The sequence below is a fragment of the Alicyclobacillus herbarius DSM 13609 genome (assembly GCF_000430585.1).
Classification (GTDB): Bacteria; Bacillota; Bacilli; order Alicyclobacillales; family Alicyclobacillaceae; genus Alicyclobacillus_G; species Alicyclobacillus_G herbarius.
On sequence record NZ_AUMH01000007.1, the window covers coordinates 28948 to 55581 of the forward strand.

At 57.3% G+C, this 26634-nt stretch carries 26 protein-coding genes and 1 pseudogene; 21 read left to right on the forward strand and 6 right to left on the reverse strand.

Annotation, left to right across the window (positions count from 1 at the left end; all coding sequences use genetic code 11):
• Positions 1-111: 111 nt before the first annotated feature.
• Both H522_RS0106105 and H522_RS17920 read right to left on the reverse strand, forming a co-directional pair.
• The gene (locus H522_RS0106105; RefSeq protein WP_245578036.1) at positions 112-381 is read right to left on the reverse strand and encodes a DUF3055 domain-containing protein; all 270 of its coding nucleotides are present in this window, start codon (positions 379-381) and stop codon (positions 112-114) included.
• 1 nt (position 382) lies between these two features.
• Complete coding sequence (locus H522_RS17920; protein WP_051343964.1) at positions 383-874, reverse strand: IDEAL domain-containing protein; 492 nt, start codon at positions 872-874, stop codon at positions 383-385.
• 359 nt (positions 875-1233) lie between these two features.
• Here H522_RS17920 and H522_RS0106115 point away from each other — a divergent pair, with 359 nt between their 5' ends.
• Entirely contained in the window at positions 1234-1701 is a 468-nt protein-coding gene (locus tag H522_RS0106115) for a cysteine hydrolase family protein (protein WP_026961640.1), read from the forward strand.
• A gap of 154 nt (positions 1702-1855) precedes the next feature.
• On the forward strand, positions 1856-2029 hold the full coding sequence (locus H522_RS21835; protein WP_169726624.1) for a hypothetical protein: 174 nt from the start codon (positions 1856-1858) through the stop codon (positions 2027-2029).
• Between the two features lie 58 nt (positions 2030-2087).
• Here the strand turns inward: H522_RS21835 and H522_RS17925 are convergent, their stop codons facing one another.
• Positions 2088-2489: a YgaP family membrane protein gene (locus H522_RS17925; protein WP_035452873.1), complete on the reverse strand. Its 402-nt coding sequence runs from the start codon at positions 2487-2489 to the stop codon at positions 2088-2090.
• Between the two features lie 182 nt (positions 2490-2671).
• On the opposite strand from H522_RS17925, the gene clpP reads away from it, so the two are divergent.
• The 8 genes from clpP to H522_RS0106170 all read left to right on the forward strand — a co-directional run bounded on the left by clpP (position 2672) and on the right by H522_RS0106170 (position 10746).
• A complete protein-coding gene (gene clpP, locus H522_RS0106130; RefSeq protein WP_026961641.1) occupies positions 2672-3256 on the forward strand; it encodes an ATP-dependent Clp endopeptidase proteolytic subunit ClpP in 585 nt (194 codons plus the stop codon).
• A 5-nt stretch (positions 3257-3261) separates the two neighbouring features.
• Complete coding sequence (locus H522_RS0106135; protein ID WP_162143486.1) at positions 3262-4341, forward strand: SAM-dependent methyltransferase; 1080 nt, start codon at positions 3262-3264, stop codon at positions 4339-4341.
• Between the two features lie 386 nt (positions 4342-4727).
• The gene (gap, locus tag H522_RS0106145) at positions 4728-5789 is read left to right on the forward strand and encodes a type I glyceraldehyde-3-phosphate dehydrogenase (protein ID WP_026961643.1); all 1062 of its coding nucleotides are present in this window, start codon (positions 4728-4730) and stop codon (positions 5787-5789) included.
• A gap of 116 nt (positions 5790-5905) precedes the next feature.
• Positions 5906-7048, forward strand: coding sequence for a cysteine desulfurase family protein (locus tag H522_RS0106150; protein ID WP_026961644.1), 1143 nt, complete (start codon positions 5906-5908; stop codon positions 7046-7048).
• A 96-nt stretch (positions 7049-7144) separates the two neighbouring features.
• A complete protein-coding gene (gene thiI, locus H522_RS0106155) occupies positions 7145-8332 on the forward strand; it encodes a tRNA uracil 4-sulfurtransferase ThiI (RefSeq protein WP_026961645.1) in 1188 nt (395 codons plus the stop codon).
• 45 nt (positions 8333-8377) lie between these two features.
• Positions 8378-8605: a hypothetical protein gene (locus H522_RS0106160; RefSeq protein ID WP_026961646.1), complete on the forward strand. Its 228-nt coding sequence runs from the start codon at positions 8378-8380 to the stop codon at positions 8603-8605.
• Between the two features lie 125 nt (positions 8606-8730).
• Entirely contained in the window at positions 8731-9372 is a 642-nt protein-coding gene (locus tag H522_RS0106165; RefSeq protein WP_245578037.1) for an RsfA family transcriptional regulator, read from the forward strand.
• A gap of 75 nt (positions 9373-9447) precedes the next feature.
• Positions 9448-10746, forward strand: coding sequence for a Ger(x)C family spore germination protein (locus H522_RS0106170; protein WP_026961648.1), 1299 nt, complete (start codon positions 9448-9450; stop codon positions 10744-10746).
• Between the two features lie 31 nt (positions 10747-10777).
• Here H522_RS0106170 and H522_RS0106175 read toward each other — a convergent pair whose 3' ends face one another.
• Positions 10778-11320, reverse strand: coding sequence for a hypothetical protein (locus H522_RS0106175; protein ID WP_026961649.1), 543 nt, complete (start codon positions 11318-11320; stop codon positions 10778-10780).
• A gap of 131 nt (positions 11321-11451) precedes the next feature.
• Positions 11452-12216 (reverse strand): elongation factor P 5-aminopentanone reductase, encoded by a 765-nt coding sequence (gene ymfI, locus H522_RS0106180; protein WP_051343979.1) that lies wholly within the window; start codon positions 12214-12216, stop codon positions 11452-11454.
• 250 nt (positions 12217-12466) lie between these two features.
• On the opposite strand from ymfI, the gene H522_RS0106185 reads away from it, so the two are divergent.
• From H522_RS0106185 to H522_RS0106200, 5 genes and pseudogenes are all read left to right on the forward strand, one after another.
• Complete coding sequence (locus H522_RS0106185) at positions 12467-13798, forward strand: acetyl-CoA carboxylase biotin carboxylase subunit (RefSeq protein WP_425387003.1); 1332 nt, start codon at positions 12467-12469, stop codon at positions 13796-13798.
• An 86-nt stretch (positions 13799-13884) separates the two neighbouring features.
• Positions 13885-14100 (forward strand): acetyl-CoA carboxylase biotin carboxyl carrier protein subunit, encoded by a 216-nt coding sequence (locus H522_RS0106190; RefSeq protein WP_026961652.1) that lies wholly within the window; start codon positions 13885-13887, stop codon positions 14098-14100.
• Between the two features lie 18 nt (positions 14101-14118).
• Positions 14119-15009: pseudogene (locus H522_RS22090) on the forward strand (hydroxymethylglutaryl-CoA lyase); the annotation flags it as partial.
• A 12-nt stretch (positions 15010-15021) separates the two neighbouring features.
• On the forward strand, positions 15022-15888 hold the full coding sequence (locus tag H522_RS22095) for an enoyl-CoA hydratase-related protein (RefSeq protein ID WP_169726625.1): 867 nt from the start codon (positions 15022-15024) through the stop codon (positions 15886-15888).
• 117 nt (positions 15889-16005) lie between these two features.
• Positions 16006-17511 (forward strand): acyl-CoA carboxylase subunit beta, encoded by a 1506-nt coding sequence (locus H522_RS0106200; protein WP_051343980.1) that lies wholly within the window; start codon positions 16006-16008, stop codon positions 17509-17511.
• Positions 17512-17531: 20 nt separating this feature from the next.
• Here the strand turns inward: H522_RS0106200 and H522_RS0106205 are convergent, their stop codons facing one another.
• Entirely contained in the window at positions 17532-18386 is an 855-nt protein-coding gene (locus H522_RS0106205) for a hypothetical protein (protein ID WP_026961654.1), read from the reverse strand.
• A 214-nt stretch (positions 18387-18600) separates the two neighbouring features.
• Between H522_RS0106205 and bshC the strand changes: the two genes are divergently transcribed.
• The 6 genes from bshC to H522_RS0106235 all read left to right on the forward strand — a co-directional run bounded on the left by bshC (position 18601) and on the right by H522_RS0106235 (position 26601).
• On the forward strand, positions 18601-20253 hold the full coding sequence (bshC, locus tag H522_RS0106210) for a bacillithiol biosynthesis cysteine-adding enzyme BshC (protein WP_026961655.1): 1653 nt from the start codon (positions 18601-18603) through the stop codon (positions 20251-20253).
• A 225-nt stretch (positions 20254-20478) separates the two neighbouring features.
• Positions 20479-20910 carry a division/cell wall cluster transcriptional repressor MraZ gene (gene mraZ, locus H522_RS0106215; RefSeq protein WP_026961656.1) on the forward strand — a complete coding sequence of 144 codons (432 nt, stop codon included), beginning with the start codon at positions 20479-20481 and terminating at the stop codon, positions 20908-20910.
• Between the two features lie 15 nt (positions 20911-20925).
• Entirely contained in the window at positions 20926-21909 is a 984-nt protein-coding gene (gene rsmH / locus H522_RS0106220; protein WP_035452875.1) for a 16S rRNA (cytosine(1402)-N(4))-methyltransferase RsmH, read from the forward strand.
• Positions 21910-21973: 64 nt separating this feature from the next.
• Positions 21974-22357: a septum formation initiator family protein gene (locus H522_RS0106225; protein WP_026961658.1), complete on the forward strand. Its 384-nt coding sequence runs from the start codon at positions 21974-21976 to the stop codon at positions 22355-22357.
• A 15-nt stretch (positions 22358-22372) separates the two neighbouring features.
• Positions 22373-24571, forward strand: coding sequence for a peptidoglycan D,D-transpeptidase FtsI family protein (locus H522_RS0106230; protein WP_035452877.1), 2199 nt, complete (start codon positions 22373-22375; stop codon positions 24569-24571).
• Between the two features lie 92 nt (positions 24572-24663).
• Positions 24664-26601 carry a stage V sporulation protein D gene (locus H522_RS0106235; RefSeq protein ID WP_483756915.1) on the forward strand — a complete coding sequence of 646 codons (1938 nt, stop codon included), beginning with the start codon at positions 24664-24666 and terminating at the stop codon, positions 26599-26601.
• The last annotated feature ends 33 nt before the right edge of the window (positions 26602-26634 follow it).

The following is a 26634-nucleotide window of genomic DNA, read 5'->3' on the forward strand; positions in this document are numbered from 1 at the left end:
CGTTGCGGGAACCCTTTTCTAAACGATCTCGGGGGGGACTCTGTGTGGAACACATATCCGCAGTTCAGAGGATATCCGAGAAAACCGGCGCCCGTTGGACACCGGTTTCTCTCAGACGTTTTCGAGCAGGAGTTGGGACAGTTCCATCGCTTCCTGTTCATTGCTGAGGGCGAAGGCTTGCATTAGGTAGGGAATATTCTCTAAATCATCGGCCCCTAAAATCGCGGTACGGCCAGACTGAAGCGCGGTGACCAGCGACTTTCCGTAGAAGTGGCTGGTTGTCGTGATAGCGAGGTCGTAGCGATTCCATTCGCCCGCGTATCCGAGATACCGAGTCGTCGTCGCTTCGCTTTCGTCGTACAAAACCAGTGCACCGTCCAAGCTAAGGCCTCCCATCCCGTGGGGAAAACCGGTTCGAATTCGGCGGTTCCTCCGATTCCATGAGCTGCTTCCATTCCTGTACCGCGTCAAAAAACCGTTGCTTATCCCGTTTGTCCAGCGCCTCATCTATGATTTGTTTCAGTTCGTATTTGCGGGCCGCCCGCATTTCGACTTCCCGAATGACGTCGGCGACCTCCGCTGGCAATGGCAAATCCGGCAGGTTTACAAACAGATACAGCTTTTCGTTTCTCGGCATATATGACTGAAGCAATGCGATAATATCCTTGGGCTGGCTCGCCTTTTGGATGCCTCCACCGTTCGGGATGCGAGCAATCATACCGTGGCGGCCGATGATCAACAGGGGCACGTTCTCTAACACAATGCTGGTCAATTCCACCTGCTGCAGATACGAAGACAGGAAATCCAGAATCATGTCCGCGCCGGCCGGGAGTATCTTCGTCTTCAAATGCAGGATGTCTTCCTTTGCAATCACGATGCTCCCCTCCCATCCAGTGGCTCACGAATATCCTGTCGATCCGTATGACCAGTTATGTTACCGTATGCAGCTTACGTATCCCAGGCGCGGGCGCTGTGGGACGTTGTGTGTACTACTTATTGTAGCAAAATTTATCTCGAGATAGAAGTCAAGGGGAGAAAGAGGAAAGCGCCCGACTGGTGACGTGAATTTCATACCGGGGATAAATATTGATTTGTTCTCGTTTGAATATTTTGCGTGATACCATAAGGGTGACAAACTCTTCGCAAAAAATCCTTATACCGCATTGACTTAGGATTCGCATGATGGGTACTCGGAATCGCATGCTTGCAACGGTGTATGGGGGTGTACATCGGTTGAAAAAAGGACTGATTCTGCTGGATGTGCAGGAAGAGTTTTTGCGCAGTTCGTTGGACTACGTGGCGCGTTTGTGCCAAAAGTTTTTAAATCAACACGGAGACGACTACGCAGCCATCATTTTGACGCGCTGGGTGTATGACGAACTGGAAGGAGAGAACACGCTCCTTTTGTCACATCCTCGAGCCTATGTCGTCGAAAAGTCTACCTACTCCGGGTATACGGAACGCGTGCGGCGCATTCTGTTAGAACACGCAGTACAAGAGGTGCACGTGGCCGGGGTGGACAGTGAGCTGTCGGTGTTGGCCACCATGTTTTCGCTGTGGGACGCAGGGTATTCGGTAAAGGTCTTGGAACGCCTATGTGCGTCGTACCACGGACGAAACTGGGAAGCCATGATGATTGCCCGGCACGCGATTGGCAATGAGAACGTGATACCGTTAGGCGGCGACCGGGTTTACCTGTAGGTTGTTCAAAACGGGGTCAGAACGACCTAATCCCTTTCTGGACACACAATTTCAGCGGGGGTAGACCGAGACCTTTGCGGTCGGTCCGGTAACGATTGGCGTGGGGAGGCGGTTCTCCGGAGCGCATACTAAAACCCGGGGGGAGGCGAAGCCGATGAGCCACTGGGTGTATTTCGCAGGGCTGTACGACTCGAAGTTTGAAGCCTATTGCGCGGTCATGTGGATTGAAGCGGATGAACGCATCCGCGGGCCTATACACGCGGATGAAGTGCAGGTGTATCAAACGCGGCACGGCAAGTACGGCGTCCGTTTCCGCCAATTTGCCTGAGGACGAGGGGTTCCCTGTCACGGCGAACCCCATAGCCTCTGCTTCTTTCTGCCAACACCTACACATCTTCGTCCGTATGTGTATGATCCGGCATCGGCTCTGCTGCTCCTTTTCGGGATGAATGACCCCGTTCCGACTCGTGGCTTTCTTCCTCGTTATGCTTGTCCCGGGACTGCCCGCTCGAGCGACGTTCGTCCTGCCGCCGCTCGTGTCCGGTGTGAATTCGGTCTCTTGCCTTGGTGACCGGTGGCCCATCAGTCGGTGTAAGGCGGTTGACTTGTTCCGCAATGGCGGTCAGCGGACACCAACCGGTGATCCCTTCGGCGACTTTCATGGCGCCAAAGGCCATTAACAAGCCTTTGCCGAGGCCTCCTTTGCGCATCTTGGAAGCGCCGCCGTAGGCCATTAAGCCGGCTACCAGGCGCAGGTAGCGGTCGGCCGTGCTGATGTTACTCTTCATGCTGGCTTTCCCTCCCTTCTGTATACTTAAGGACAATGACATAGGGCATGAAGGTAGTATTTCCGGGAAGGCGTCACCTACATGCGGATTTTGACTTTGACTTTCCTTGACTAATTCATGCGATTACGGCATACTGAATGTGTCAAAGCTATGTGCTGATGAGTGGTGAGGAGGGATTTTGGATGAGTTTGGTACCGATTGTCATTGAACAGACAAGCCGGGGCGAACGCAGTTACGACATCTATTCGCGGCTTTTGAAGGATCGGATTATTTTTTTGGGAACGGCTATCGATGATGAGGTGGCCAATGCGGTGGTTGCACAGCTCTTGTTTTTGGCGGCTGACGACCCAAACAAGGACATCCAGATGTATATCAACAGCCCGGGCGGATCGGTCAGCGCAGGTTTGGCTATTTACGATACCATGCAGCACATTAAACCAGATGTATCGACCATTTGTGTCGGAATGGCGGCAAGTATGGGCGCGGTACTGTTGACCGCAGGTACGAAAGGCAAGCGTTTCGCCCTGCCAAACTCGGAAGTGATGATTCACCAACCCCTCGGGGGGGCGCGCGGACAGGCGTCCGACATTAAAATTCACGCGGAGCACATCATCCGCACGCGGCAGCGCTTGAACAAAATCCTCAGCGAACGAACTGGTCAGCCGCTGGAACGGGTGGAGCAGGATACGGACCGCGACAACTTTATGTCGGCGCAAGAAGCGAAAGAGTATGGCTTGATTGACGACGTGATACAGCTTAAGGAATGAATCCGATGGCACTTAAACGGTCGGGGAGTCATCAGGCAACAGTGGGTGAACAAACGTTCGCCCACTTTATGGATTCGGCCTTATATGGGCCAGGCGGCTATTACTCCGAACATGTATCGATTGGCAGGCGGGGGGCCGACTTTTATACGGCCAGCAGCCTGCCGCTGTTTGCAAAGACGCTGGTACGGTGGGCGGCTGGCGTATGGCGTCGTTGGGGAAAACCAGCGGCCTTGCAAATTGTCGAGTTAGGCCCGGGTGAAGGAGACTTTGCGGTCTCCTTTTGTGAGGCTTGGAGTGAGCAGGAAGTGCGTGAATGTAAGCTTCGCTACGTGTTGGCCGAGGTTTCCCCAATATTGCGACGACGGCAACAGCAGCGGTTGAGCGCTCAAATTTCCGTCGCTCACATTCCCACCGTGATGGAAGTCGTTTGGGACGACATTCGCAGCGACTGGCCGACGCTCATCATCGCCAATGAAGTGTTGGATGCACTCCCGGTGGAACGAGTCCGCCGCACGGAGGAGGGCTGGGAGCAGGCTTGGGTCGTCTTGGATAAACGTCACGGCACCTCAAGGCTTGAATGGCGCACGGCGGATTCCCACGTTGCCAGACTCGCGAACGAGTACGTCGACTGTCCGGTGAATGGCGAAGCGGAGGTTGCGCCCGCACTGGTCGATTTCTTTTCGAGTCTTCGTTTCTGGGCAATCCCCATCACCGCGGTCTTCTTTGACTACGGAATAACGCGCGAGGAGTGGCAGGCCGGCGCCCGCCCCTTTGGGACCCTGCGCGGCTACCGGCGTCACCGGGTATACGGAATCACGGAAATTTTGGACCAAGCAGGTATGGTCGACATTACAGCGGATGTCAATTGGTCCCATGCGTGTGCGGCTGCCGAACAAGCTGGCTTTACGGTCTTACCGCTTTGTTCGCAGGCCCATTTTCTGATGGAACACGGGATCTTGCAGGTGGCCGAGGGGCTGGCGTCGCGCGTGTCGTGGTCGAAGATGGCGGCGCAGATTAAGCAATTGACGTTGCCGGATGGCATGGGGGAGCGGTTTTCCGTCTTGGAGATCCGGACGGAGGAGTGAGCGCGAGTGCTGCGGGGACTGGCGATTGCCTGTTTGGCTGCGGGCATGCTTTTCTTGCTGCTTGGTGTCCATTACGTCCTTACGATGCGATGAAGTAGGAATTTCGATGAAGTAGGAATTTCGATGAAGTAGGAATTTCGATGAAGTAGGAATTTCGATGAAGTAGGAATTTCGATGAAGTAGGAATTTCATCAGGGCCCGCTTGAGAGTCCACTGGGCGGGCTTTTTTGGTGACTTGCGTACAGCGAGTCACCCTAAACACTGACAATGTGATGTTATAAATGACTATAACGCAAATATATCGTGGATCATTACATAAAAATGATGTAATATATAGAGGAGGGATCCCTTTCGATGCTGTTCTGAGAAGGAGCGAAGGCGGAACAATGGCAATACGCATAGCCATTAACGGGTTCGGACGGATTGGTCGGATGGTCTACCGGCGAGCGCTGCAAGTGGACGGTGTTGAGGTGGTGGCGGTCAATGGCACGGCCGACGCAGACACCCTCCTTCATCTGCTCAAGTACGATTCGGTTCATGGCCGGTGGTGTCCCTCCTTCGAACGGACGGACGACGGGTGGGCGGTGGATGGACAACAAACCCGTGTCTTCTCCACGCGTTCTGCCGAGGAATTGCCGTGGGGGGAGCTGCAGGTTGACGTGGTGATTGAGGCGACCGGGAAGTTCCGGACGCGGGAGAAAGCTTCCGTACACCTTGCTCAGGGGGCGCAGAAGGTGGTCGTAACGGCGCCCATGAAAACGGATGCGGACGCCGACGTGACGATTGTGGTGGGGGTTAACGACGAGGCTTACGAGGCCAGCCGTCACCATATCATCTCCGGCGCCTCCTGTACGACCAATTGTCTAGCGCCGGTGGTGAAGACGCTGCACCGCGCGTTTGGCATCGAAAGTGGTCTTGTGACGACGGTCCATGCTTACACCAACGATCAACGAAACCTAGATAACCCGCATTCTGATTGGCGTCGGGCGCGTGCCTGTGGACAGTCCATCATTCCGACCAGTACGGGGGCAGCTCGCGCGATAGGCCTCGTATTGCCAGAACTTAAGGGTCGGCTGGACGGAATTGCCGTGCGTGTACCCACGCCGAATGTCTCCTTGCTCGATTGTGTGCTCTCTTTCCAAGACCACGTGACCCGAGACAGGATTCATGAGGTCCTCCGTGAGGCGGCCGAGACCGACTTACACGGCATTCTTGGGCTCTGCGAAGAACCCCTGGTATCGACGGACTTCAACGGTGACGCTCGTTCTGCGGTCATCGACACGGAGTCGACCCTCGTGCTCGGCGCGCGACAGGCCAAGATCCTGGCTTGGTATGACAATGAATGGGCGTACGCCTGCCGCATGGTGGATCTGGCCCGCCTGGTCGTACGTGAGCGTATGCAGCAGGATATGCGCCATGGGGCGGTAGTGGCGGTTTCGCAACCTTAAAAAATCATAACGACCTAGCGTATCTCCATAGCATGCGGGAGAGACCGCCGGACGGGTTGTGTGGCCCGTCCGGTTTTTATGTTAAAATGGTGTATCGCACAAAGGGGTTGGAGTGGATGGAGCTTTATTTTGACAATGCGGCCACGACGCCGCTATTACCCGCAGTCAAGGACGCAATTCGTGAACAGATGTGCGCGTTTGGGAATCCATCCTCTCTGCATCGCAAAGGCAAGGAAGCGGAAGACATCCTCACTTCCACCCGGCGTCTCCTGCTCCACGCGTTGGGGGCGGAAGGCGGCAAGGTCATCTTCACCGGCAGTGGTACGGAGGCGAATAACCTGGCCATCCTGGGTACGGCTCGGTTGTTGGCAGGGAGAGGAAGGCACATTGTCAGTACGGCTGTGGAGCACCCGTCCGTTCTTGAACCCTTGCGGGCCTTGCAGAGACAGGGATGGGAAGTCAGTTTCGTTCAGCCAGACGCAGATGGTAGCGTTGCGGTTGCGGATGTTTTGGCAGCCGTGCGTGAAGATACAGTATTGGTCACGATGATGCACGTGAATAACGAGACCGGAGCGATTCTTCCGGTGGACGAGGTCGGCCGTGCACTGGCGAAAAACCCGAAGGTTCGTTTCCATGTCGACGGGATTCAGGCGTTTGGGAAACTAGCGCGGCCAGTGCGGGCCTCTAGAGCCGATTTGTATACCCTTTCTGGCCATAAGCTTGGCGCCCCGAAAGGCGTGGGGGCTCTGTACGTGCGGGACGGAGTGTCATTGGAGCCCGTGGTCTATGGCGGTGGCCAGGAGTACGGTCTACGCTCCGGCACGCAAAATGTACTCGGGATTGCGGCGCTGAAGGCGGCGGTCGAGGTGATGAGCGAAGGGATCGACAAAGCCTGGCAACATGTTTCACGCCTGTGTGAACGGATGGTTGCTGGGTTGCGTGCGCTGCCGCAGTGTCAGGTTCATGTCCCAGAGCCACATTCACCATATATTCTCAACGCCTCGTTTCCAGGCTTGCGGGGAGAGGTATTGGTGCACGCGTTCGAGTCGAAAGGGTTGTATGTATCGACCGGATCGGCTTGCTCGACAAAAACGGGCCATTCCTCCCCCAGCCACGTGTTGACCGCAATGGGACTCGATGAGTCTGCGGTCGATGGGGCGATTCGGCTATCGTTTACGCGCTGGATTACCGAGGAAGAGGTGAATGAGGCCCTCTCCATCATTGAGCAGCAAACGCGCTGGCTGCGGAACATTTTGTAGCTGGTCCACGCGGTACGGCCGATCTGGCTTTGTATTCAGACAAGGTCGGTATCTTGACCGCGTGTAAGGGCTGGCGGTGGAAAGGATTGGACCCGAATGGTCGATCACGTCATCGCGCGTTACGGGGAAATTATTTTAAAAGGAAAAAATCGGACCGAGTTTGAGCGTCTGTTAATCCACAACATGCAACGGGCACTGGTGGACTGGCCGGAGGTCGACATCCGCAAGGCCGGATCGCGCTTCTCTATTTACCTGAACGGAGCACCGGTGGATGCGGTCATCGAACGGCTGCAGCGGGTGTTCGGACTTGTTTCACTGAGTCCGGTGCAGGCGGCGGACTTGGACCTGGAATCGATTCGCGACCGGGTGTTGCAGTTGCTGCAATCCTACAAGGAGCAAAACGGAACAGCCGGCAGCTTTAAACTCGAGGTCAAGCGGGCCAACAAACGGTTCCCCTTGACCTCCCCGGAAGTCGCGCAGCGTCTGGGCGCCCTCGTCCTGCCGCGGGCACGGGAGTGGAAGGTCGACGTACATAATCCGGACCTTACGGTGTACGTCGAAATTCGCGATACGGAGGCCTTGGTCTTTGGGCAGAAGATTCCCGCCGTAGGAGGCTTGCCGGTCGGCATGAGTGGTCGGGTCGGCCTCTTGTTGTCTGGCGGCATCGACAGCCCCGTGGCGGGATGGATGGCGATGAAGCGGGGGGTTCGGCTGGAGGCCATCCACTTTCACAGCTTTCCGTTTACGAGCGAACGCGCCCTCCAGAAGGTAGAAGATCTCGCCCAAATCCTCGCCGATTGGGGTGGTGAGGTGAAGCTGCACGTCGTGCATTTCACGGAGGTGCAAACCGCCATCCGCAAGGCCTGCAAGGAAGAACTGGGGATTACAATCATGCGCCGAATGATGCTGCGAATTGCGGATGAAATCGCGCGTCGGAGACGGCTGTTGGCGCTGTGTACCGGGGAAAGTTTGGGACAGGTGGCAAGTCAAACCCTGGAAAGCCTACGAACGATTAACGCGGTAACAAATCTCCCCATTTTGCGGCCGCTGATTGCGGAAGACAAGGTCGACATCATCCGTCGGGCGCGGCAGATTGGGACCTATGAGACGTCTATCTTGCCCTATGAGGACTGCTGTACGATTTTTGTCCCCAGAAACCCCCGGACCAAACCGCGGCTAGAGGAAGCCGAACAAGCGGAGCAAAACCTGGATATTGCGGGTTTGGTCCAGCGTTGTGTCGATGAGCTCCAAACCAAATCATTCACCGCTCGGCGAGGGCATTGAGGCGTCGAAAGTCGGCCACCCTAGAGGCGGGGGAGGCGGATGGTGATGAGAACACTCAAGACCCTATATCGCCTGTTTCGGTGGGCGGCGGTTATCTATACCTTTTTACAGACGTTCAAACGCAGCCGCATGCTCTTAGTGGCTGCGATGCTGTGGCGATTGCTGCGCCGGATTCCCTGGTCGAGTCCGCGACGGACGGCGATGGTCCGTTTTGTGGGCGGAGGCGAACCCGCGATTTATCGCCGTCGCGGCTTGCGCCGGATGGTCCGTTAAACAACCCAACAGGTCTGAGGAGGGTCGGAATGCCGACCCTCTTCTGCTGGTTTAAATCTATCGTTCTTTGGGAATAACGGTTAAAGAGACAAAGGAGTTGTGTACGCTTTTGGGAGGCTAGTGACATGCGACAGAGTGTACGGACAATGCGTCAGGACGCTTGGACACAGGAAGATGATGCAATCTTAGCGGAGATCGTGCTTCGTCATATCCGGGATGGCAGCACGCAATTAGCCGGATTTAACGAGGCCAGCCGTCGTCTGGGGAGGACCGCGGCCGCCTGCGGTTTTCGGTGGAACGCGGTGGTTCGAAAGCAATATCGTCCGTCCATTGAAGGAGCCAAAGAAGAGCGAAAGGAAAGGAAGTCCCAACAGATTCAAGCCCAGCTAGAGGGGGGCGATTATGACCACCCGACGGCTACCCTGATGAGTTGGGCGCAGGTGCTGCGCTTTCTTCGCCAAGAAAAGAATACGGCTCAGCAATGGGCTTCGCGTTGGCGGGCTGCCGAACGTCAGGCGGTTGAGTGGAAAAATAAGTTTGACGCCTTAAATCGGGATCACCAGAAGCTCTCGGAACAATATGAACGATTGAGCCGAGACTATGAAGTGATGGTTCAGGATTATCGGGCGCTGGTGCAAATTGTGGAGCGGGCCCGCAAGGCCGCCCTGTTTGAAGGCGAAGCCGTGGATCAAGGATTCATGTACCGCATTGACGAATACGGCAATCTCGAGCGGATCCCTCAAACCCGTTTGGAATCGGCCGAGTAGCGGCGATATGTAAGTCAGGTATAAAGGCGCAGCTGGGAGGCAAGCTAACGGCCATAGGGAAAGGTGGCCGAAGCGATGCACCGCCTGCGTAAGTGGGGAGTTTGGTTAATGGCGGTATCCTGTCTCAGCCTGTTGACAGGGTGTTTTGACCGCCAGGAGCTTGAACAATTGGCGTTTGTCACGGGGGTGGGCTTGGACAAGGCGCCACACGGATTGATTGATGTGACGTTACAGATTGCTGCGCCCGAAGGCAATGACGAGGGCGGCGGTGGCGGCAGCGGCAAGGAACAAGGCAAGGGCACTCAGCCCGTCACATTCCGCGTACACAGCATTCCTGAGGCGTTGTCGCTGGCCAATACGAGCATCGAGCGCACGGTCACGTTATCGCATTTAAGCATCGTGATCTTTGGTGAAAGTCTGGCGAAAGAGGGGCTGAAAAAGACGCTGGAGCCGATGGTGCGGTTCCGCGAGTTTCGGCGTACCTTGTTTGTGGCGGTGGCGAAAGGTGAAGCGAAAGACATTTTCGCCAACGATAATCTGATGCTCGAGCGTTCCACCGCCCGCCTGGCGGATAACTTATTCGTCATGGGGAATCGCAATGGGCTGTTTCCGTCGAAGCAGCTGCAAGACTTTCTGGTCGCGGTTGAAAACCCGCATGAAGATCCACTGCTTCCGGTCTTTGCCGTGAATCAAGCGGTGGCGCAGACCTCAGGCGGGGAGGCTGCCAGCGGCCAAAACGATTCAGGCGGCGGTCAAGGGGATTCGGCTGGCGGATCGATTACGAAGACGACGGTCGATTTCACCGCAGGTCAAGTGGCCCGCGCGGGCGGGAATCCGGTGGAGTGGATTGGCGGAGCCCTGTTTCGCGGCGATAAACTCGTCGGCTACCTCAGCGGCCGAGAAATGCTATATCTGCGGATTTTAGACGGATCGCTCCACAGCGCAAAAGTCGACTTTGCCGATCCGCTCCATCCTCAGCAAACGATAGGTTTGTTCTTACGTAAGGAGCGCTCGCCCAGTGAACAGTTGGTCTTGACCAACCCGCCGCGGGTTCGGTTTCTGGTCCCGTTAGACGCGGACTTAACCACGGCCGTGGAACCGTCCGCAGAGCGTTCGCTGGCCAGTCAAGAGATTGAACAATCCCTGGACAAAACGATGGCGAATGAGATGGCTGCGTTGTTGAAAAAGCTGTATCACCAATATGGAGTCGATCCCATTCCGTTGTCACGCAGGCTGCGCACGCACTTCCTCACGCATCAGGCGGTGGTGCAGTACCCATGGCGGGAACGGATGCGAAAGGCTCATTTTCAGGTGCGGGTCGACCTGAACATCCGTCGCTTTGGCATCCAGGCGATGCCGCGTCAAACAAAATAATTGCCCGAAAGGCATCGTAAAGCCGAGACGGTCATTCCAGCCAATACGGGCCTGTTGGTGCGGACGGCGGCCGCGGCGCAACCGAGTGTGGCCAGGCGGATGGGGGATTTTGGTTTGGTTGAGGCGTTCCGGGTGTACCGGGACCAGGGTATAGCCACCTGGGGGCTTCGCCAGCTGGAAAGCGCTCAGGGGCAGTATAGCTGTCTGGTGCCCTCGCACCCGGTGCAGCGGAGGCTCGCGGCGGATGAGTTTCTGTCTCGGCGTCATCGGCATTGGCGATGGAGGCGGCCGACTGGCAGGCCCATTGCAGCATCGTGCGAAACAATGGATTCTCCATCAACAGGAGCAGCGGTTTGCCATCGACAACCCCGTTTTGGACCAGTCCGCTGCGCAAGGTTTCTGCCAGGGATAGAAGCAGGTTGAGATATTCCTGCGCGGATAAGCCGAGTCTGGCTGCCTCAGACTGCACGCGTTCCCATAATGGCTTGGGCACCCGCATGGACCGATTGCGCTTGACGTGCCCGTGGCTCTGCGCTGACTTCGTTTGACTGCGCTTGCGGGCCTTGTTGGTCACGGTTCCCCACCTTTCAGGTGTCACCCACACATGCTTGAGCCGGCAGGTCCGGTTTTGGTTGCGCGTCTCACCGACATAGAATGCACTTCGCTCGCAAAAAGGCTGGGCCCCGTGGAGCGGGGGCACGTCTCTTACATGGTCAGGAGTCCCCCATTGGGACTGATGACCTGGCCGGTGAGGTAGGATGAATTGGGTAAAGCCAAAAAGCGCACGCAGTGCGCCACATCTTCGGGGCTTCCCATGCGACCCGCTGGGATTTCCGCGATGAGCTGGGCCCTGTCCTCCGTGGACAAGGAATGAGTCATATCCGTCGCGATAGCCCCGGGTGCCACAACATTGACCGTGATGCCGGTCCGTCCCAGCTCCTTGGCCAAGGCCCGGGTCATGCTAATCAAGCCTCCCTTCGCAGCCGAATAGGCGACTTCACACGCTGCCCCGGACATTCCCCAAATGGAAGAAACGTTGATAATCCGCCCGTACCCCATCCGCAGCATATACGGAAGAACGGCCTTTGTGCAGAGAAACGCGCCGGTCAGATTCGTGTCTAGAAGACTCTGCCAGACTTCGAGCGGAGTATCTTGAAACAGACCGGTCCAGGCCAGACCCGCGTTGTTGACCAGAATCGACGGTTGCCCGAGATCCGTCGCGAAGGTTGTCAATCGTTCTACCTCGGCCGGACGGGATACGTCCGCTTGGACGGCGCGGGCTGCGCCCGCAAGCTGTTGGCATTTTGCCGCGACGGCTTCGGCCTGGTCTTTCGCTTGCCGGTAATTGACGACGACGTACGCGCCCCAGGCAGCTAGGGCCAGGCAAACGGATTCCCCGATTCCCCGACTGCCGCCCGTCACAATCGCCACCTGGCCTCGCAGCGGCTGCGTGTTGTGTTCTTCGTTCATGGCCACTTTTGCCCACCTTCTATGGTCTCTCTGGCGCCCATCAGAGCAAAACCGCGCTGAGATGCTTAGACATTCGTCAAATGACGCTGTTCATTGTATCATAGCAATTGAACCGTATTGAAAGCGCTTCCCCTGTTTGGTCTGCTGGTTTTGGCCTGGATGGATTTTGGCTTCGTTCCTTGTACACGCGTCCTGCGCACGGCTGATGCATCCAGCTCGAAAGTGCGCATCCGGAAAGGGGATGTTCGCGTTGATACGCAAACTGCTCGTGGCCAATCGCGGCGAAATTGCCTGCCGCATTCAACGGACCTGCCAAAGGCTCGGAATTGAGACGGTCGCAGTCTACTCGGACGCCGATACGGACGCCCTTCACGTTCAGGAGGCGGACGAACGGGTCCACATTGGCCCACCGCCGGTCGCGCAGAGCTACCTGCAGATGGACGTCATCGTAGACGCAGCATTACAGACAGGCGCGGACGCTATCCATCCGGGGTACGGGCTGCTCAGTGAAAACGCCGCTTTTGCCGCCTTGTGCCAGGCAAAGGGATTGACCTTCATCGGTCCGTCCCCAGACGCCATTGCCCAGATGGGAAGCAAGGTCCGGTCTCGCGAAGTGGCGGCCCGAGCTGGGGTGCCCACGATTCCGGGGTCCAAGGGCGCCATTGCGAACGTGGAGGAGGCCTGTCGGACGGCCGCGTCCTTCGGCTATCCGGTGATGCTGAAAGCTTCGTTTGGGGGCGGTGGCATTGGCATGCAGCTTGTCGCCGACGAAGTTGAACTCCGGCAGGCCTTCCAAAAGAATGAGGCACGAGCGCGGGCGTACTTTGGCAATGGGGAACTGTTTTTGGAAAAACGCATCCCGGCCCCGCACCACGTGGAAATCCAAGTCTTGTTTGATCAGGCGGGGAACGCGGTGTACCTGTGGGAACGCGAGTGTTCTATCCAGCGACGACATCAGAAGGTGGTCGAAGAGGCGCTATCCCCATTCGTCGATGAACCCTTGCGCGAGCGCATGGGGGCGGCAGCGCTGGCGATAGGCCGCGCCATTGGCTATACGGGGGTGGGGACCGTGGAGTTTTTGGTGGACGCTCGGCGACGGTTCTACTTTCTGGAGATGAATACCCGCCTGCAGGTGGAGCATCCGGTGACCGAGATGGTCACCGGCACGGACCTGGTGGCGCTCCAGATTGCCGTTGCCCAAGGGGAACGACTTCCGTTTACCCAAGCAGAGGTCCCCCGATTCGGCCATGCCATTGAGTGTCGGATTTACGCCGAGGATCCGGTCAAGATGATACCCTCGCCAGGCCGGATTCGGGAGTTTCAACCACCGACAGGGCCGGGGGTGCGCAACGATGTCGGTGTTCGAGCCGGCAGCTCTGTACCTCCATTTTACGACGCCATGATCGGCAAGCTGATTGTGCACGGGCGAGATCGTAGGCAGGCTGTGGAACGCATGAAACAAGCTCTCACCGCGTATCACATCACCGGAATTCAGACGAACCTACCCTTGTTGCAAAAAATTGTTGCATCACCCGCGTTTCGGAAAGGCAATACGACGACCGACTTCCTCGCACAGCTCTGACGGATTTTGGAATGGGTGCGAGGTTGCCGGCAAACGGGTGTACGGCGGCCTGGCGTTCACGAAACTGTTGGCAGGAGGGCGAGAATATGACCAACGTGGTTGCACCGATGGCAGGCACGGTATTAAACGTACTCGTTCAGACTGGGGACCGGGTGGCCCAAGGTTCGGACGTGGTCGTGCTTGAGTCGATGAAGATGGAGATCCCGGTTCCGGTCGATGTGTCGGGGACGGTGCAAACCATTCGCGTTGCACCGGGTGACTTTGTCAACGAGGGGGACACATTGCTGGAACTTTCCGACTGATTTTCGGGAGGGGTGCGTATGGGTTTGCCAAGCCACGTCGTCATCCAAGAGGTCGGGCCCAGGGACGGATTGCAGCATGAGCCAGGGTTTGTCCAAACCCAGACAAAGGTGGAGCTGGTGCAGCGATTGGTCGACGCGGGGTGCCGGCGTATTGAGGTCAGTTCGTTCGTGCATCCGCGCTGGATTCCGGCATTGGCCGACGCGGACGAAGTCTTTGCCAGTCTGTGTCGCGTGTCGGGGGTGGAGTATAGTGCGTTGGTCCCCAACCTGAAGGGACTCGAGCGGGCGCTGGCGGCCCGTGTGGACGCGGTGAGCGTGTTCATGTCGGCCAGTGAGACGCACAATCGGAAAAACATTAACAAATCGATTGCGGAGACATTTCCGGTCTTGCAGCCGGTTATCCGCCAGGCCAAAGCGGCGGGTTTGCGGGTGCGCGGATACGTTTCCACCGCGTTTGGTTGTCCGTATGAGGGCCCCGTACCGGTGGACCAGGTTATACGGGTGAGTCAACACTTGCTGGAAATGGGGGTGGACGAACTCTCCATTGGAGACACGATTGGCGTCGCGGTTCCCACACAGGTGGAGCACCTGTTGAGTGCATTGGCTCCGCACATTCCACTCTCCCGCGTGGCGCTGCACTTTCACGACACCCGCGGTACCGCTTTAGCGAACATTTATGCGGCCTTAGAGATGGGGGTCAGCACGTTCGACGCATCTATCGGGGGATTGGGGGGGTGTCCGTATGCGCCGGGGGCGACGGGCAACGTCGCCACCGAAGACGTTCTCTACATGCTGGAAGGGATGGGCGTTGCAACCGAGATCGACACCAACCGGTTGATGGAGGTTAGCGAGTGGCTGGAATCTGAACTCGGACGTCCCCTGGACAGCCATGCCAGCCGCGTGGCTCGATCCGCCCCGATGATGCGTTCTGCTTCGGAATCGCCGCACGCCTCAGGACAAGCAAAAGGGAAGGAAAAGCAAGCGTCCGTCGACTTGCAATCCTCGTCCGCGGAGTCTCTCTTGCTGCGGCAGGAGTTAGATGATGGACAGATTGTGGTATTAACCTTAAACCGTCCCAGGCAACGCAATGCCCTTTCGCAATCCCTGTTGGCACGGTTGGAAGAGGAGCTGCAGTGTCCAAAGACCCTACGGGCGCGGGTCCTAATTTTTACTGGGAATGGGAGTGCTTTTTGTGCCGGTGCGGATTTGAAGGAACGTAGAACGATGGACGACCAGGCGGTATTACGGGCTGTGGCGCGGATTCGAGGGTTCGTGGCGACGGTGGCTCGGTTGCCGATGCCTGTAATTACCGCCATTCACGGCGCGGCCCTTGGCGGTGGTTTGGAGCTGGCGTTGGCTGCCGACATTCGCCTTTGTACCGAGGACGCGGTGTTCGGGCTGCCCGAAACGACGCTGGCCATCATCCCGGGCGCGGGCGGCACACAACGGCTCCCACGGCTCATCGGCCCCGCTCGCGCTAAGGAACTGATTTATACGGGCCGGCGGATCGATGGAAAAATGGCGTTGTCCATTGGCTTGGTCAATCAGGTTGTCGATTCCTCTGCACTGATGTCCACCGCCGTGGCACTGGCACGCGATATCGCGCAGAGCGGTCCACTCGCGGTCCGACAGGCGAAATTCGCCATCGACCAGGGGCTAACCCTTGACATTCCGGCGGGTCTGCGCGTTGAGGCGAACGCCTACGCACAGTTGATTCCCACCACGGACCGACGAGAAGGCCTGGCTGCGTTTGCTGAGCATCGACCCCCGCGTTACCAAGGGCGCTGAGGACGGGGAAAGCTGCGTGTCCGGAAAGGGTTATGTCTCGGCGGACCCCTTTCCGGACCACCTCGAAAAGGGTTGGGAGGGATATAAGTGGCTGCACATCACAGCGACCCGAGCTACATGGAACGGGTCAGGCAGATCCGGGCTGGCGGCGCTTTGAAGTACCACGAGAAGAATCGTGCAGCGGGCAAGTTGTTTGTACGCGAACGACTGCTCCGTTTGTTCGACGAGAATATGGAATTTGAGGATGGCTTGTTCGCCAACTGCATGGCTGGCGATCTACCGGCCGACGGGGTGGTTACGGGAGTCGGGCGCATCCATGGCCGGTTTGTGGCGGTGATGGCCAATGACAGCACGGTCAAGGCTGGGAGCTGGGGGGCGCGGACGGTCGAAAAAATCTTACGCATCCAGGAGACGGCTGAGAAACTCCGCATTCCGCTCCTGTATTTGGTGGACTCGGCGGGCGCGCGGATTTTTGACCAGGTGGCGATGTTTCCGGGGCGGCGCGGCGCTGGACGGATCTTCTATAACGAGGTGCGTCTGTCCGGGGTGGTGCCACAGGTCTGCATCCTTTTTGGCCCATCGGCGGCAGGCGGCGCCTACATCCCTGCGTTTTGCGATGTAGTCATTATGGTTGATAGAAACGCCAGCATGTACTTAGGGTCACCGCGCATGGCCGAAATGGTGATTGGCGAGAAAGTGAGTTTAGAGGACATGGGTGGAGCCCGGATGCATTGTACGGTCAGCGGGTGCGGGGACATCCTTGCGAAAGATGAGGAGGAGGCCATCGCGCTTGCGCGTAAGTACCTCTGCTACATGCCGGACAGCTGCGGGCAAGCCCTCTATTCAGAACCGGCGCGTCCCCCGCAGGACGTGGGTTCCTTAGCCGCGCTCATCCCTGTGAACCAAAATACGCCGTTTGACATGTACCGGTTGATTGACGGGATCATCGACGCGGACAGTTGGTTTGAAATCAAACGGCTGTTTGCCCCGGAAATCATCACCGGCTTTGCCCGTATCGGCGGGCATCCTGTCGGTGTGATAGCCAATCAGCCGCGCGTGAAGGGCGGGGTGTTGTTTGTCGATTCCGCGGACAAGGCGGCGCGGTTTATTTCCCTCTGCGACGCCTTTGGCATTCCCCTCTTGTTTTTGGCTGACGTTCCAGGGTTCATGATTGGCACAAAGGTGGAGCGGGCCGGGATGATTCGGCACGGGGCCAAACTGATTGCGGCGGTGTCTGAGGCCACCGTACCGAAACTGAGTATCATCGTCCGTAAGGCGTACGGTGCGGGTCTGTACGCGATGGCAGGGCCAGCCTTTGAACCGGACGTCTGTTTGGCGTTTCCAAGCGCGCAGATTGCCGTCATGGGGCCGGAGGCCGCGGTGAACGCGGTGTATCACAATCGCATTGTCCAGTTACCTGAGACGGAACGGGCCAGCTTTATAGCCGAGAAACGAGAGGAGTATCAACGCGATATCGACATCTATCGACTGGCCTCCGAAATGGTGATTGACGGCGTCATTGAACCGGACGCGGCGCGGGAGGAACTGATTCGCCGTTTGCAGGCTTACGAAAGCAAGCGCGTGGATGGTGTGCGGAAAAAACACGCGGTTTATCCCGTATAAAAGGTCGCCCTGGACCGCGGTCAAGCCCTGGGCTGGCGCAGGCGCAGCAGCAGAGCCTTGCCGGCAACGACCGCGGTTGCAATCACCAGGGAGCTGGTTATCCATTGTCCCAGGGAGAAATACACTGGCAACGGGTTCCCGGCGAGGACAATGGTGTCGACAAAGGACCTGGGTAGTGCGGGATGGACTTCAGGTCTATGCAACAGCGGCAAGACGCGTTTTAATATGGTTACGGTCACCTGATTGATGCCTTGCCCAATGGCGTCTGCGATCAAGAACCACAGGAAAAACGGGCCCGATATCAAGGCGGAGACAGGTGAGAGCCAGAGAATCAGAGCGTCCATCAGCAGCACCGCCGCAAGCCAGTACCAAGCAATACGAAACCTGCTCGCCAATGTCCGATAGAATCGAGACAGCAACCAAATCGCGAAAACCGGTCCGGTGGCGACGATGAACCCCCAAAACCAGGTTCGCCTGGATACTCGCGGTGTGTGGGGCGGGCTCTGTGGGGTCAAAGGGTCCCGGTCCGATCCCGCTTGACCCTGTGTCCCATCGGGCTCGGTCCATGCCTCTTCATCCCGCTCGGGGTCCTCGCTCATCCGCAGTTTATTTCCGATTCCGGTGTCGCGTCTCCATCCGGGCGGAGTTTGTTCATTGACCCGGTTGGTTCCTAGGTCTCGACCGCGTGGTCCAGGCCGCCGCAGGACCGGGTGTGTCGTCATGAGCTGTCGGAATTCCGCTTCACTGATCTTGGTGTTCAGAATTTCGGGATCCAGGTCCAATACATATACGCAAAATTCAAGTTCCCATTCGTGAACCGATTTCCGATTGGAAATCGGTTGGGTAAAGTCGCGCTTCACCCAGGACGGATTCATCTTCGTTTCCAGCCTCCACGTTTCGCCATGCTGCACATAGTATAGCGTATCTGGGCTTAGACCGGGATGACGGTTTGTTGATGCCGAAAGGAAGCCTTGTGCTTCTGCGTGCTGCCCACACTGCGGCTTTACTTCTGAAAGTACAGTCGATATGATAGTGTGACGAATGGCAACATGAATTTTGATTGCGGCCAAAGGAGCGATACACACGGATATGAAATGGATTCGGCGAACGGCTGCCAGCGGCAATCCGCTGACAGACCTGCACCTCTCGTCGTTTGCGATGGTATCGCACCTGTATGACGGGCAAGATCCAACACGGCTTGATACATATCGCGAGCGCGCGCGGCAGATTTGTTTGCGCTTTTCGCGTACGCAGCGGGAAGCTTTAGTCAATACCTTACGAGATTATCACAAGGGATTGGGAGCCTCGCAAGCCACCTTCGCGCAGTTTCAGCGGCTATTGGACCCAAAGGCGGTCACGGTGGTTACGGGTCAACAGGCGGGGTTGTTCGGCGGTCCGATGTTCTCGTTGTATAAGGCCCTAAGTGCCGTCGGGGTGGCCCAGAGGCTGGAGTCGGAACTGCGATGTCCGGTCATTCCGGTGTTTTGGGTGGCTTCCGAAGACCACGACTGGGCAGAAGTGGACCACGCGTATATCCTCGACGGATCCGATGAAATTCGCAAGGTGCAGCTGCGTCAGAAGGTGCCTCCGCATCAAATGGTGTATCATCAGCCGTTGTCCCGAGAATCGGTGGATGAGGTGCTGGCTACGGTGCACCGGCTTTTGGCCGGAGAACCTTACACCGTCGAGACTTTGCAGGAGATGCGCGCTCTGTTTGAACCTGGGATGTCGTTGGCCACATGGTTTGCCCGCTTGATGGTGCACTTGACGTCTCAGCATGGTCTCGTTTTATTGGATCCTTGTCTGCCGGGACTGCGCGAACTGGCCAAACCCGTCTGGGAACAGGCGCTGCAAGGGCATCGGGAGGTTCAGTCGTCTCTGGATGCGGCCTACGCGGACGTGACGGACCTGGGAGTTACGCCGGCGGTCGTCCGGGATCGGACCAACACGACCCTGTTTTATGTGCAAGATGGGAAGCGTTATGTGTTGGAACAGACGGATGAAGCGGGAATCTTACAGGTTCGCGGTCTTGGCCTGCGCAAACCTGTTTCCGAATGGTTGGCCTTGGCCCAGGCGGACCCGACGCGCTTTAGCAGCAACGTGTTGCTGCGACCGGTCGTGCAGGATACCATCCTACCCACCTTGGTCTACATCGGCGGGGCGGCGGAGATTGCGTATCACGCGTTAGCCCGGGGAACGTTTCGAGCGCATGGGCGTTCGTTACCCCCACTGCTGTTGCGGCAGCGGATGACCCTCTATCCAGCGAGTGTCCTGCGGCACATTGAGCACTGGGAAATTCCACGGGAGCGGCTTTATGAACCGACGAATCTGGTGGAGAACGCGCTGGGACGGATGGGGCTGTCCGACCTCGAGGCGTCACTCAAGACTTTACAGGAAGAAAGTGAACGACGCTGGGCATCCTGGGCGGAGAAGTTCGGCTATATGGGGGCACAGCTCCGCGATATGGCTCGGGCTCAAGCCGAGCGGGAGTGGAAAGAAGTGCACCGGTTTGGCGCCAAGGCCAGGCGGTTGTTCGAAGCGCGCCACGATGTGCAGGTACGCCAGCTGCGCCATATCGAGCGTTGGCTTTGGACCGATGGTCATCCACAGGAACGGCGGCTGTGCCTGATGAACTTCGCCTGTCGACAGGGCGATGCACTGCTGCGCGAGTTGCCTCTCTGGGGAGATTATGATCAACCAGGGACACTGTTTGAGGTGGACGTTCTGGAATCCTCCCGGTAGGACGGTCCGGATTTGAGGTTTGTCACATACCGGTTTTAACCCACAAACGTTGCGAGGCTGAAGCGGCCAAACGCTTCAGCCTTTTTTGATCTGTGTATCCAACCATGTTTAAAAATTTTTCTCCGTCAAGAAGCAGGAGAATTCACCCGCAGAGCGAAAGCTATGTGCTGAGTGGTACGAAGTGGGGAGAAGTGGTGAAGCATGGGGCGAAGGTGGTGAGACGGGGTGTTCATGGGCGAGTATCAACATACGCTCGACGACAAAGGGCGTATGATTATGCCGGTCCGCTTTCGCGAAGGCCTGGGCGACTCGTTTGTGATTACCCGCGGTCTCGACAAGTGTCTCTTCGTATACCCCATGTCGGAGTGGGAGATCCTCGAGGGCAAGTTGAAAAGTCTGCCCTTGACCCGTGCCGATGCACGTTCGTTTGTCCGGTTCTTTTTCTCAGGAGCCAATGAATGCACCCTGGACAAGCAGGGGCGCATCCTCATTCCAGGTCCCTTGCGCGAATACGCCAACTTGGAGCGGGATTGCGTTGTTTTAGGAGTGTCGAACCGGGTCGAAATTTGGGCACAGGCGACCTGGCAGACATATTCCGCCAATGCGGCAGAATCGTTTGCTGAAATTGCGGAAAATCTGGTAGATCTTTCGTTTTAGGGGTCGATGATGTCGATGACGACGGAGCCATTTCACCACGTTACGGTACTCCTTGAGGAAAGTGTGGACATGCTGCAGCCCAAGCCTGGGGGATGGTTCATCGATTGCACGTTGGGCGGTGGTGGACACACTCGCCAACTTTTGCGGCGCACCGCGCCAAACGGGCGGGTTTTAGCCTTAGATCAAGACATATCCGCCTTGAACCACGCGCGTGCCTGGTGTTCAGAAGCCGACAGGGCGCGTTTGCTGCTTGTTCATACCAACTTTCGTCGGATTCAAGCGGTGGCCAACGAGCACGGGTTTGACGCGGTGGATGGCGTGCTGTTCGATTTGGGCGTCTCCTCGCCGCAGTTTGATGACCCGGAACGGGGATTCAGCTATCGGTATGACGCAGACCTGGACATGCGTATGGATCCGGACGGAGAAGGGACTTCGGCAGCCGAATGGGTCAACCAGGCGGGGGTTGACGAACTGACGCGAATCTTTCGCGAGTACGGGGAAGAACGGTTTGCTCGGCGCATCGCCAAGGCGATTGAGCGAGCTCGCCAGGTACGGCCCATCACCCGCACGGGGGAGCTCGCCGAGCTCGTGAAAGAGGCCATCCCGGTGGCGGCTCGGCGGTCCGGTCCACACCCCGCTCGGCGTGTGTTTCAGGCCCTGCGGATTGCGGTCAACGATGAGTTGGGAGCGCTTCAGACCGCCTTGGAACAAAGCTTCGATTTGCTGAAGCCGGGCGGACGGGTGGCTGTAATCAGTTTTCATTCCTTGGAGGACCGGATCGTCAAACACACCTTTGCCAGCTGGGCCCAAGGTTGCGTCTGTCCCCCTGACTTCCCGGTCTGTCGGTGTGGTCGATTCCCTCGCGCTCGCGTGGTCACGCGCAAACCCATTGTTCCTGGGCAGGATGAGGTCGCACGCAACCCGCGCTCCCGTTCCGCGAAGCTGCGCGTGGCGGAGAAGCTGACAGCACCCGACCATCATGGCTTACATCGCGTCTGATGACACTATGGCCTGACCCTGGCCTGTGGAAAAATACTTCACTCATTTTTAGGAGGAGAGACCAATGCCAGCAAGTCCGTCTAATGCCGCGTGGGCAGCCCCGCAACGTGAACCTGTTCGTGAACAAGCGCCTGTTTCGGCACCTGCGTCCCAACCAAGGCGAGAACGGTTTTCCCGTTTCGACCGCATCTCGATTTTTGGCTGCATCGTGGCATCGGCGGGCATCCTCTGGTTTATTGCCACACAGAGCGCGCAGATCGACCGCGTCAATTACCATATCGCGTCTCTAGAGCAGCAAACCCAGCAGGTAGAGGCGGAGAATGCGGCTTTGACGAAGGACGTGGACGAGTTGAAGCGACCAGCGCGGATTCTCTCGATTGCCTTGCATCAGTTGCACATGAAGTACGCCAATCCGATTCAGATTCAAGGGACTCCCAACGGGCAATAGATAGGCGGTGCGGTGATGAATCCGAAACGTCCAAGTCGACATCGTAGACGCTTATGGATTTTGCAAGCCGGGTGCGTGTTGGCGCTGGCATCGGTCGCCGTCCGGATTCAGATTGTCCAACATGTGTTTGGCGGACGTCTCCTGGCGCAGGCCGATAAGGCGCAAACTGTGACCACAGAGCTTCTGGCACCCAGAGGGGATATCTTGGACGCGCAGGGCAACCGCTTAGCCTACGACATGCCCGCTTACATGATGGACATCCGCGTGAAAGACTTTGCGGATCGGACGAAATTGGCACAAATCCTGAGTAAAGACCTGGGGGTCAAACTGACCGAGGCCAAGTCTCTGGTGACGAGCCAGAAATATACGTGGATTCGTTGGCCACAACCGATTTCAGAGACCCAGCGTGAGGCTATTGTGTCCGACCTTGGCGCGTGGGGCAAAACCCAATCCCGTGCTGCGAAGACAGGGACTTCGCATACGAACGTAGACTTCACGCAGAGCGTCACGTTCACGCCGACGGAGGAACGGTTTTATCCGAACGGTTCATTTGCAGCGAATGTCTTGGGGTACGTGGATCATCACGGACAAGGGCAAGGTGGGCTGGAACTGCAGTATAATCGTCTGTTGTCCGGCACGAACGGTCTGATTCGTTATACGCAAGACGGTGCTGGGTTTCCGCTGCAGTGGACGATGCAGGTTGAGAAGCCGCCCAAGTCCGGGGACGACTTGCAGTTGACCCTCGACTCCACGATTCAGGGCTTTGTCGAAGAAAAAATGGACGAGCTGGTCAAGGAGTACCACCCGGAGCACGCCTCCATCATCGTCACCAACCCCAATACGGGCGCTATCCTCGGCATGGCCAGTCGACCAACCTTTAATCCCAACACGTATTGGAATGCGAGCAACAATGCGTTATCGAATTGGGCGGTGAACAGTGCCTTTGAACCCGGCTCGACCTTTAAGGTGATTGTTCTGGCCGCGGCGTTGACCACCGGGGTGATTCACCTGAGTGACACGTTTGAGTCTGGGCATTTGCAGGTCGCTGGGCGGATCATCTACGACTGGAACCGGATTGGTTGGGGACGTATCACATTTCAACAGGCGCTCGAAGAGTCGAGCAATGTCGGGTTTGCCACCATCGCCCTGAAGCTGGGCTGGTCCAACCTGTTATCGTTCATGCACCGGTTCGGGCTCTTGGACAAAACCGGGATTGACCTGCCCGGTGAGGCGAATTCCTTGATTTTCCCCCAGTCGGAACGCGGGAAACTACAGCTGGCGACCTCTGGCTTTGGTCAGGGCATTGCGGTCACGCCGATACAGCAGGTGGCGGCCGTAGGTGCGATTGCCAACGGTGGTAAGCTAATGAAACCGTACCTGGTGCAAAAGGTCATTGACCATGACTCGGGCAAGGTCATCCAATCGATTCATCCCACCGTGGTCGATCCGCAAGTGGTGCCAAAGAGTGTGGCGAACACGGTATCCCACATCATGGTCCTAGATGTCTCCAAAGGCATTGATAAGGCCGGATACTTGCCGGGGTATGACGTCGCGGGAAAGACGGGCACGGCCCAAGCGGTCGATCCGAAGACGGGAAAGTATTATTCAGACCGCTTCATTGTCTCGTTCATCGGCTATGCACCAGGTTGGGACCCAAAGGTGGAAGTGTACGTGACCCTCTATTGGCCCAAGACGGCGGCTGGGAATCAATGGGGGAGTACGGTGGCCACACCGGCAGCTCGGGATATCCTAAAGGAATGCATGGAGTACTACCATATCGCTCCACGCGCTGATACGAGCAAGGGAACGACTAAGCAGGCGAACCAATCGGCTCCGCGCCGGACGGATTATGTCCAAATGCCGGATGTTACGGGGCAGCCTTTGTCTGCGGCCAAAGCCGCCTTATCCAAACAAGGCTTTCAGGTACAAACCATCGGCGGGCATGGTACGGTTGCCCGCCAATGGCCAAGCGCCGGACTCTCGCTGGCCAAGGGAACGACCGTTTACCTATATGCGCCCGCGAGCGGGGATTCCCTTCACATGCCGGACCTAACTGGCGCCTCTCTCCGCGATGCTGGAAACATCCTGGCCGTGCTGGGGCTTCATATTCAGGCCCAGGGAGTGGGGTTCGTGCGTACCCAGTCTGTGGCTCCGGATGCGCCCATAAAGCCCGGACAGACTGTCCACGTCACCTGCAGCCCGACTTCCGGATGAACGGGAAATGGGACGAGACGTCCTCCTTTGAAGTCTAGCCCACGGATTGTCCGCATACGATGTGGGTGAGAACAGGCTGGGGGGCGACGTCGGTGCGTGTGACACGCGGTTTCATGAGGCGGCGTTTACTCTTTTTGTTGTTTTGTCTGCTGGTTGCGGTTGGGGGGCTGGCAGGCCGACTGTTTTATATCCAAATGATACAGTCCCCTTGGCTCGGAGCGCAGGCGGATGCCCTGTGGCGGCGCAACATTCCCGTGGCGGGGATTCGCGGCACAATTTACGACACGAATATGCACGAATTGGCGTATACTGCAAGTGCTCCCACGGTGATTGCCGTGCCGGCGCAAGTGGAGGACAAGCCGAAGACAGCCGCCACACTTGCGAAAATCCTCAAAATGCAGGAAGACAAGGTCTTGCGACTGCTGAAAAAGCGTTCCTTGACGGTCTATATTTCTCCAGGAGGAAGACGGATCAGCGAAGAGCAGGCCAATCAGATTCGGGACCTGGAGCTGCCCGGCATTTACCTCACGGAAGAAGGAAAGCGGGCCTATCCCGAAGGTGCGTTGGCCGCGGAGGTGGTTGGTATCACTGGATCGGACAATCAAGGCTTAACGGGTGTGGAAAAAGAGTACGACAAGCAGTTGGCAGGACAAAAAGGGTACATCAGCTTTTTTGCTAAGGCCAGCGGTGAAAAAATGCCTAATTCTGGACAAGCGTACGTTCCTCCCACGGATGGGGAGGACCTAGTCTTGACCATCGATGACCAGATTCAGCGCTTTGCGGAACGGGAAATTGAGCAGGCGGTCGCCGAATATAACCCCGATGAGGCGACGGTGATTGTGGCTGACCCGAGAACCGGGGCCATTTTGGCCATGGCCAATTATCCGAGTTTTGATCCGTCCCACTGGCAGGATTATCCGGCCTCCACGTACAATCGCAACCTCGCAATCTGGAAGACGTTTGAACCGGGATCCACCTTTAAAATCGTCACCTTGTCTGCAGCCTTGCAGGAAGGGAAAGTCAGCTTAAATGATCACTTTTACGACCCCGGATACTACGAGGTGGCGGGTCACCGGATTAAGTGCTGGAAAGCGGGCGGGCACGGGTCTCAGTCGTTTCTCAATGTGGTGGAAAACTCGTGCAATCCGGGGTTCATAGCCCTTGGCGAGCGGCTGGGGAAAACGACACTGTTTTCCTACATCCGCAAATTTGGTTTTGGTCAGAAGACGGGAATTGACTTGCCGGGGGAAGGGAACGGCATCCTATTTAAGGAAAGTAAAGTGGGACCGTTGGAGCTGGCTACGACGGCCTTTGGGCAAGGCGTGTCGGTGACCCCGATTCAACAGGTGATGGCCGTATCGGCGATTGCCAATGGGGGACTACTCATGAAACCTCACGTGGCGAAGGAGTTTATCAATCACGATACGCATCAGGTTATCCGGACGGTGGAGCCGGAGGTCGTGCGGCGCGTGGTGTCTGCGGAGACGGCGGCCAAGGTGAGGGAAGCCATGGAGAGCGTCGTTGCGCATGGGTCGGGCAAGAACGCCTATGCAGAAGGCTATCGGGTAGCTGGGAAAACCGGCACGGCGCAAGTGGTGGAGAACGGGCGCTACAGCAGCACTCACTATATCGTTTCGTTCATCGGCATGGCACCGGCCAACGATCCGAAATTGGTGGCCTATGTGGCGATTGACCACCCTCGTCCAAAGCAGGGCGCCGTGTTCGGAGGAACGATTGCGGCTCCGATTGTCGGCCGCCTGTTGGCCGACAGTCTGGCCTACATGGGTGTAGCGCCGTCCAATCAAGGTTTGAGCAAAGAACGCACTTGGAACGAACCTGTCATGGTCACGGTACCCAATCTGGTCGGACTCTCCATCGGGGACGCGCAGAAAAAGACGTTGGCGAGCGGATTGAACTTGAAGACCCAGATTACCGGGACGGGAAAATACATTGTTTCCCAGGCGCCGGCAGGAGGAACCAAAGTGCCCGAGGGGTCGACGGTACGGCTGTACCTTGGCGACAAACCGTAAGCCTGTTCTGGCAATTGACATGGTCGGATAAAA

Excerpts from the sequence above, each read along its gene's own strand:
- H522_RS21835 (WP_169726624.1), top strand. The coding sequence starts at position 1,856 with ATGAGCCACTGGGTGTATTTCGCAGGGCTGTACGACTCGAAGTTTGAA.
- H522_RS17925 (WP_035452873.1), bottom strand. The coding sequence starts at position 2,489 with ATGAAGAGTAACATCAGCACGGCCGACCGCTACCTGCGCCTGGTAGCC.
- clpP (WP_026961641.1), top strand. The coding sequence starts at position 2,672 with ATGAGTTTGGTACCGATTGTCATTGAACAGACAAGCCGGGGCGAACGC.
- H522_RS0106135 (WP_162143486.1), top strand. The coding sequence starts at position 3,262 with ATGGCACTTAAACGGTCGGGGAGTCATCAGGCAACAGTGGGTGAACAA.
- gap (WP_026961643.1), top strand. The coding sequence starts at position 4,728 with ATGGCAATACGCATAGCCATTAACGGGTTCGGACGGATTGGTCGGATG.
- H522_RS0106150 (WP_026961644.1), top strand. The coding sequence starts at position 5,906 with ATGGAGCTTTATTTTGACAATGCGGCCACGACGCCGCTATTACCCGCA.
- thiI (WP_026961645.1), top strand. The coding sequence starts at position 7,145 with ATGGTCGATCACGTCATCGCGCGTTACGGGGAAATTATTTTAAAAGGA.
- H522_RS0106160 (WP_026961646.1), top strand. The coding sequence starts at position 8,378 with ATGAGAACACTCAAGACCCTATATCGCCTGTTTCGGTGGGCGGCGGTT.
- H522_RS0106165 (WP_245578037.1), top strand. The coding sequence starts at position 8,731 with ATGCGACAGAGTGTACGGACAATGCGTCAGGACGCTTGGACACAGGAA.
- H522_RS0106170 (WP_026961648.1), top strand. The coding sequence starts at position 9,448 with ATGCACCGCCTGCGTAAGTGGGGAGTTTGGTTAATGGCGGTATCCTGT.
- ymfI (WP_051343979.1), bottom strand. The coding sequence starts at position 12,216 with ATGAACGAAGAACACAACACGCAGCCGCTGCGAGGCCAGGTGGCGATT.
- H522_RS0106190 (WP_026961652.1), top strand. The coding sequence starts at position 13,885 with ATGACCAACGTGGTTGCACCGATGGCAGGCACGGTATTAAACGTACTC.
- H522_RS22095 (WP_169726625.1), top strand. The coding sequence starts at position 15,022 with ATGCGTTCTGCTTCGGAATCGCCGCACGCCTCAGGACAAGCAAAAGGG.
- H522_RS0106200 (WP_051343980.1), top strand. The coding sequence starts at position 16,006 with ATGGAACGGGTCAGGCAGATCCGGGCTGGCGGCGCTTTGAAGTACCAC.
- H522_RS0106205 (WP_026961654.1), bottom strand. The coding sequence starts at position 18,386 with ATGAATCCGTCCTGGGTGAAGCGCGACTTTACCCAACCGATTTCCAAT.
- bshC (WP_026961655.1), top strand. The coding sequence starts at position 18,601 with ATGAAATGGATTCGGCGAACGGCTGCCAGCGGCAATCCGCTGACAGAC.
- rsmH (WP_035452875.1), top strand. The coding sequence starts at position 20,926 with ATGACGACGGAGCCATTTCACCACGTTACGGTACTCCTTGAGGAAAGT.
- H522_RS0106225 (WP_026961658.1), top strand. The coding sequence starts at position 21,974 with ATGCCAGCAAGTCCGTCTAATGCCGCGTGGGCAGCCCCGCAACGTGAA.
- H522_RS0106230 (WP_035452877.1), top strand. The coding sequence starts at position 22,373 with ATGAATCCGAAACGTCCAAGTCGACATCGTAGACGCTTATGGATTTTG.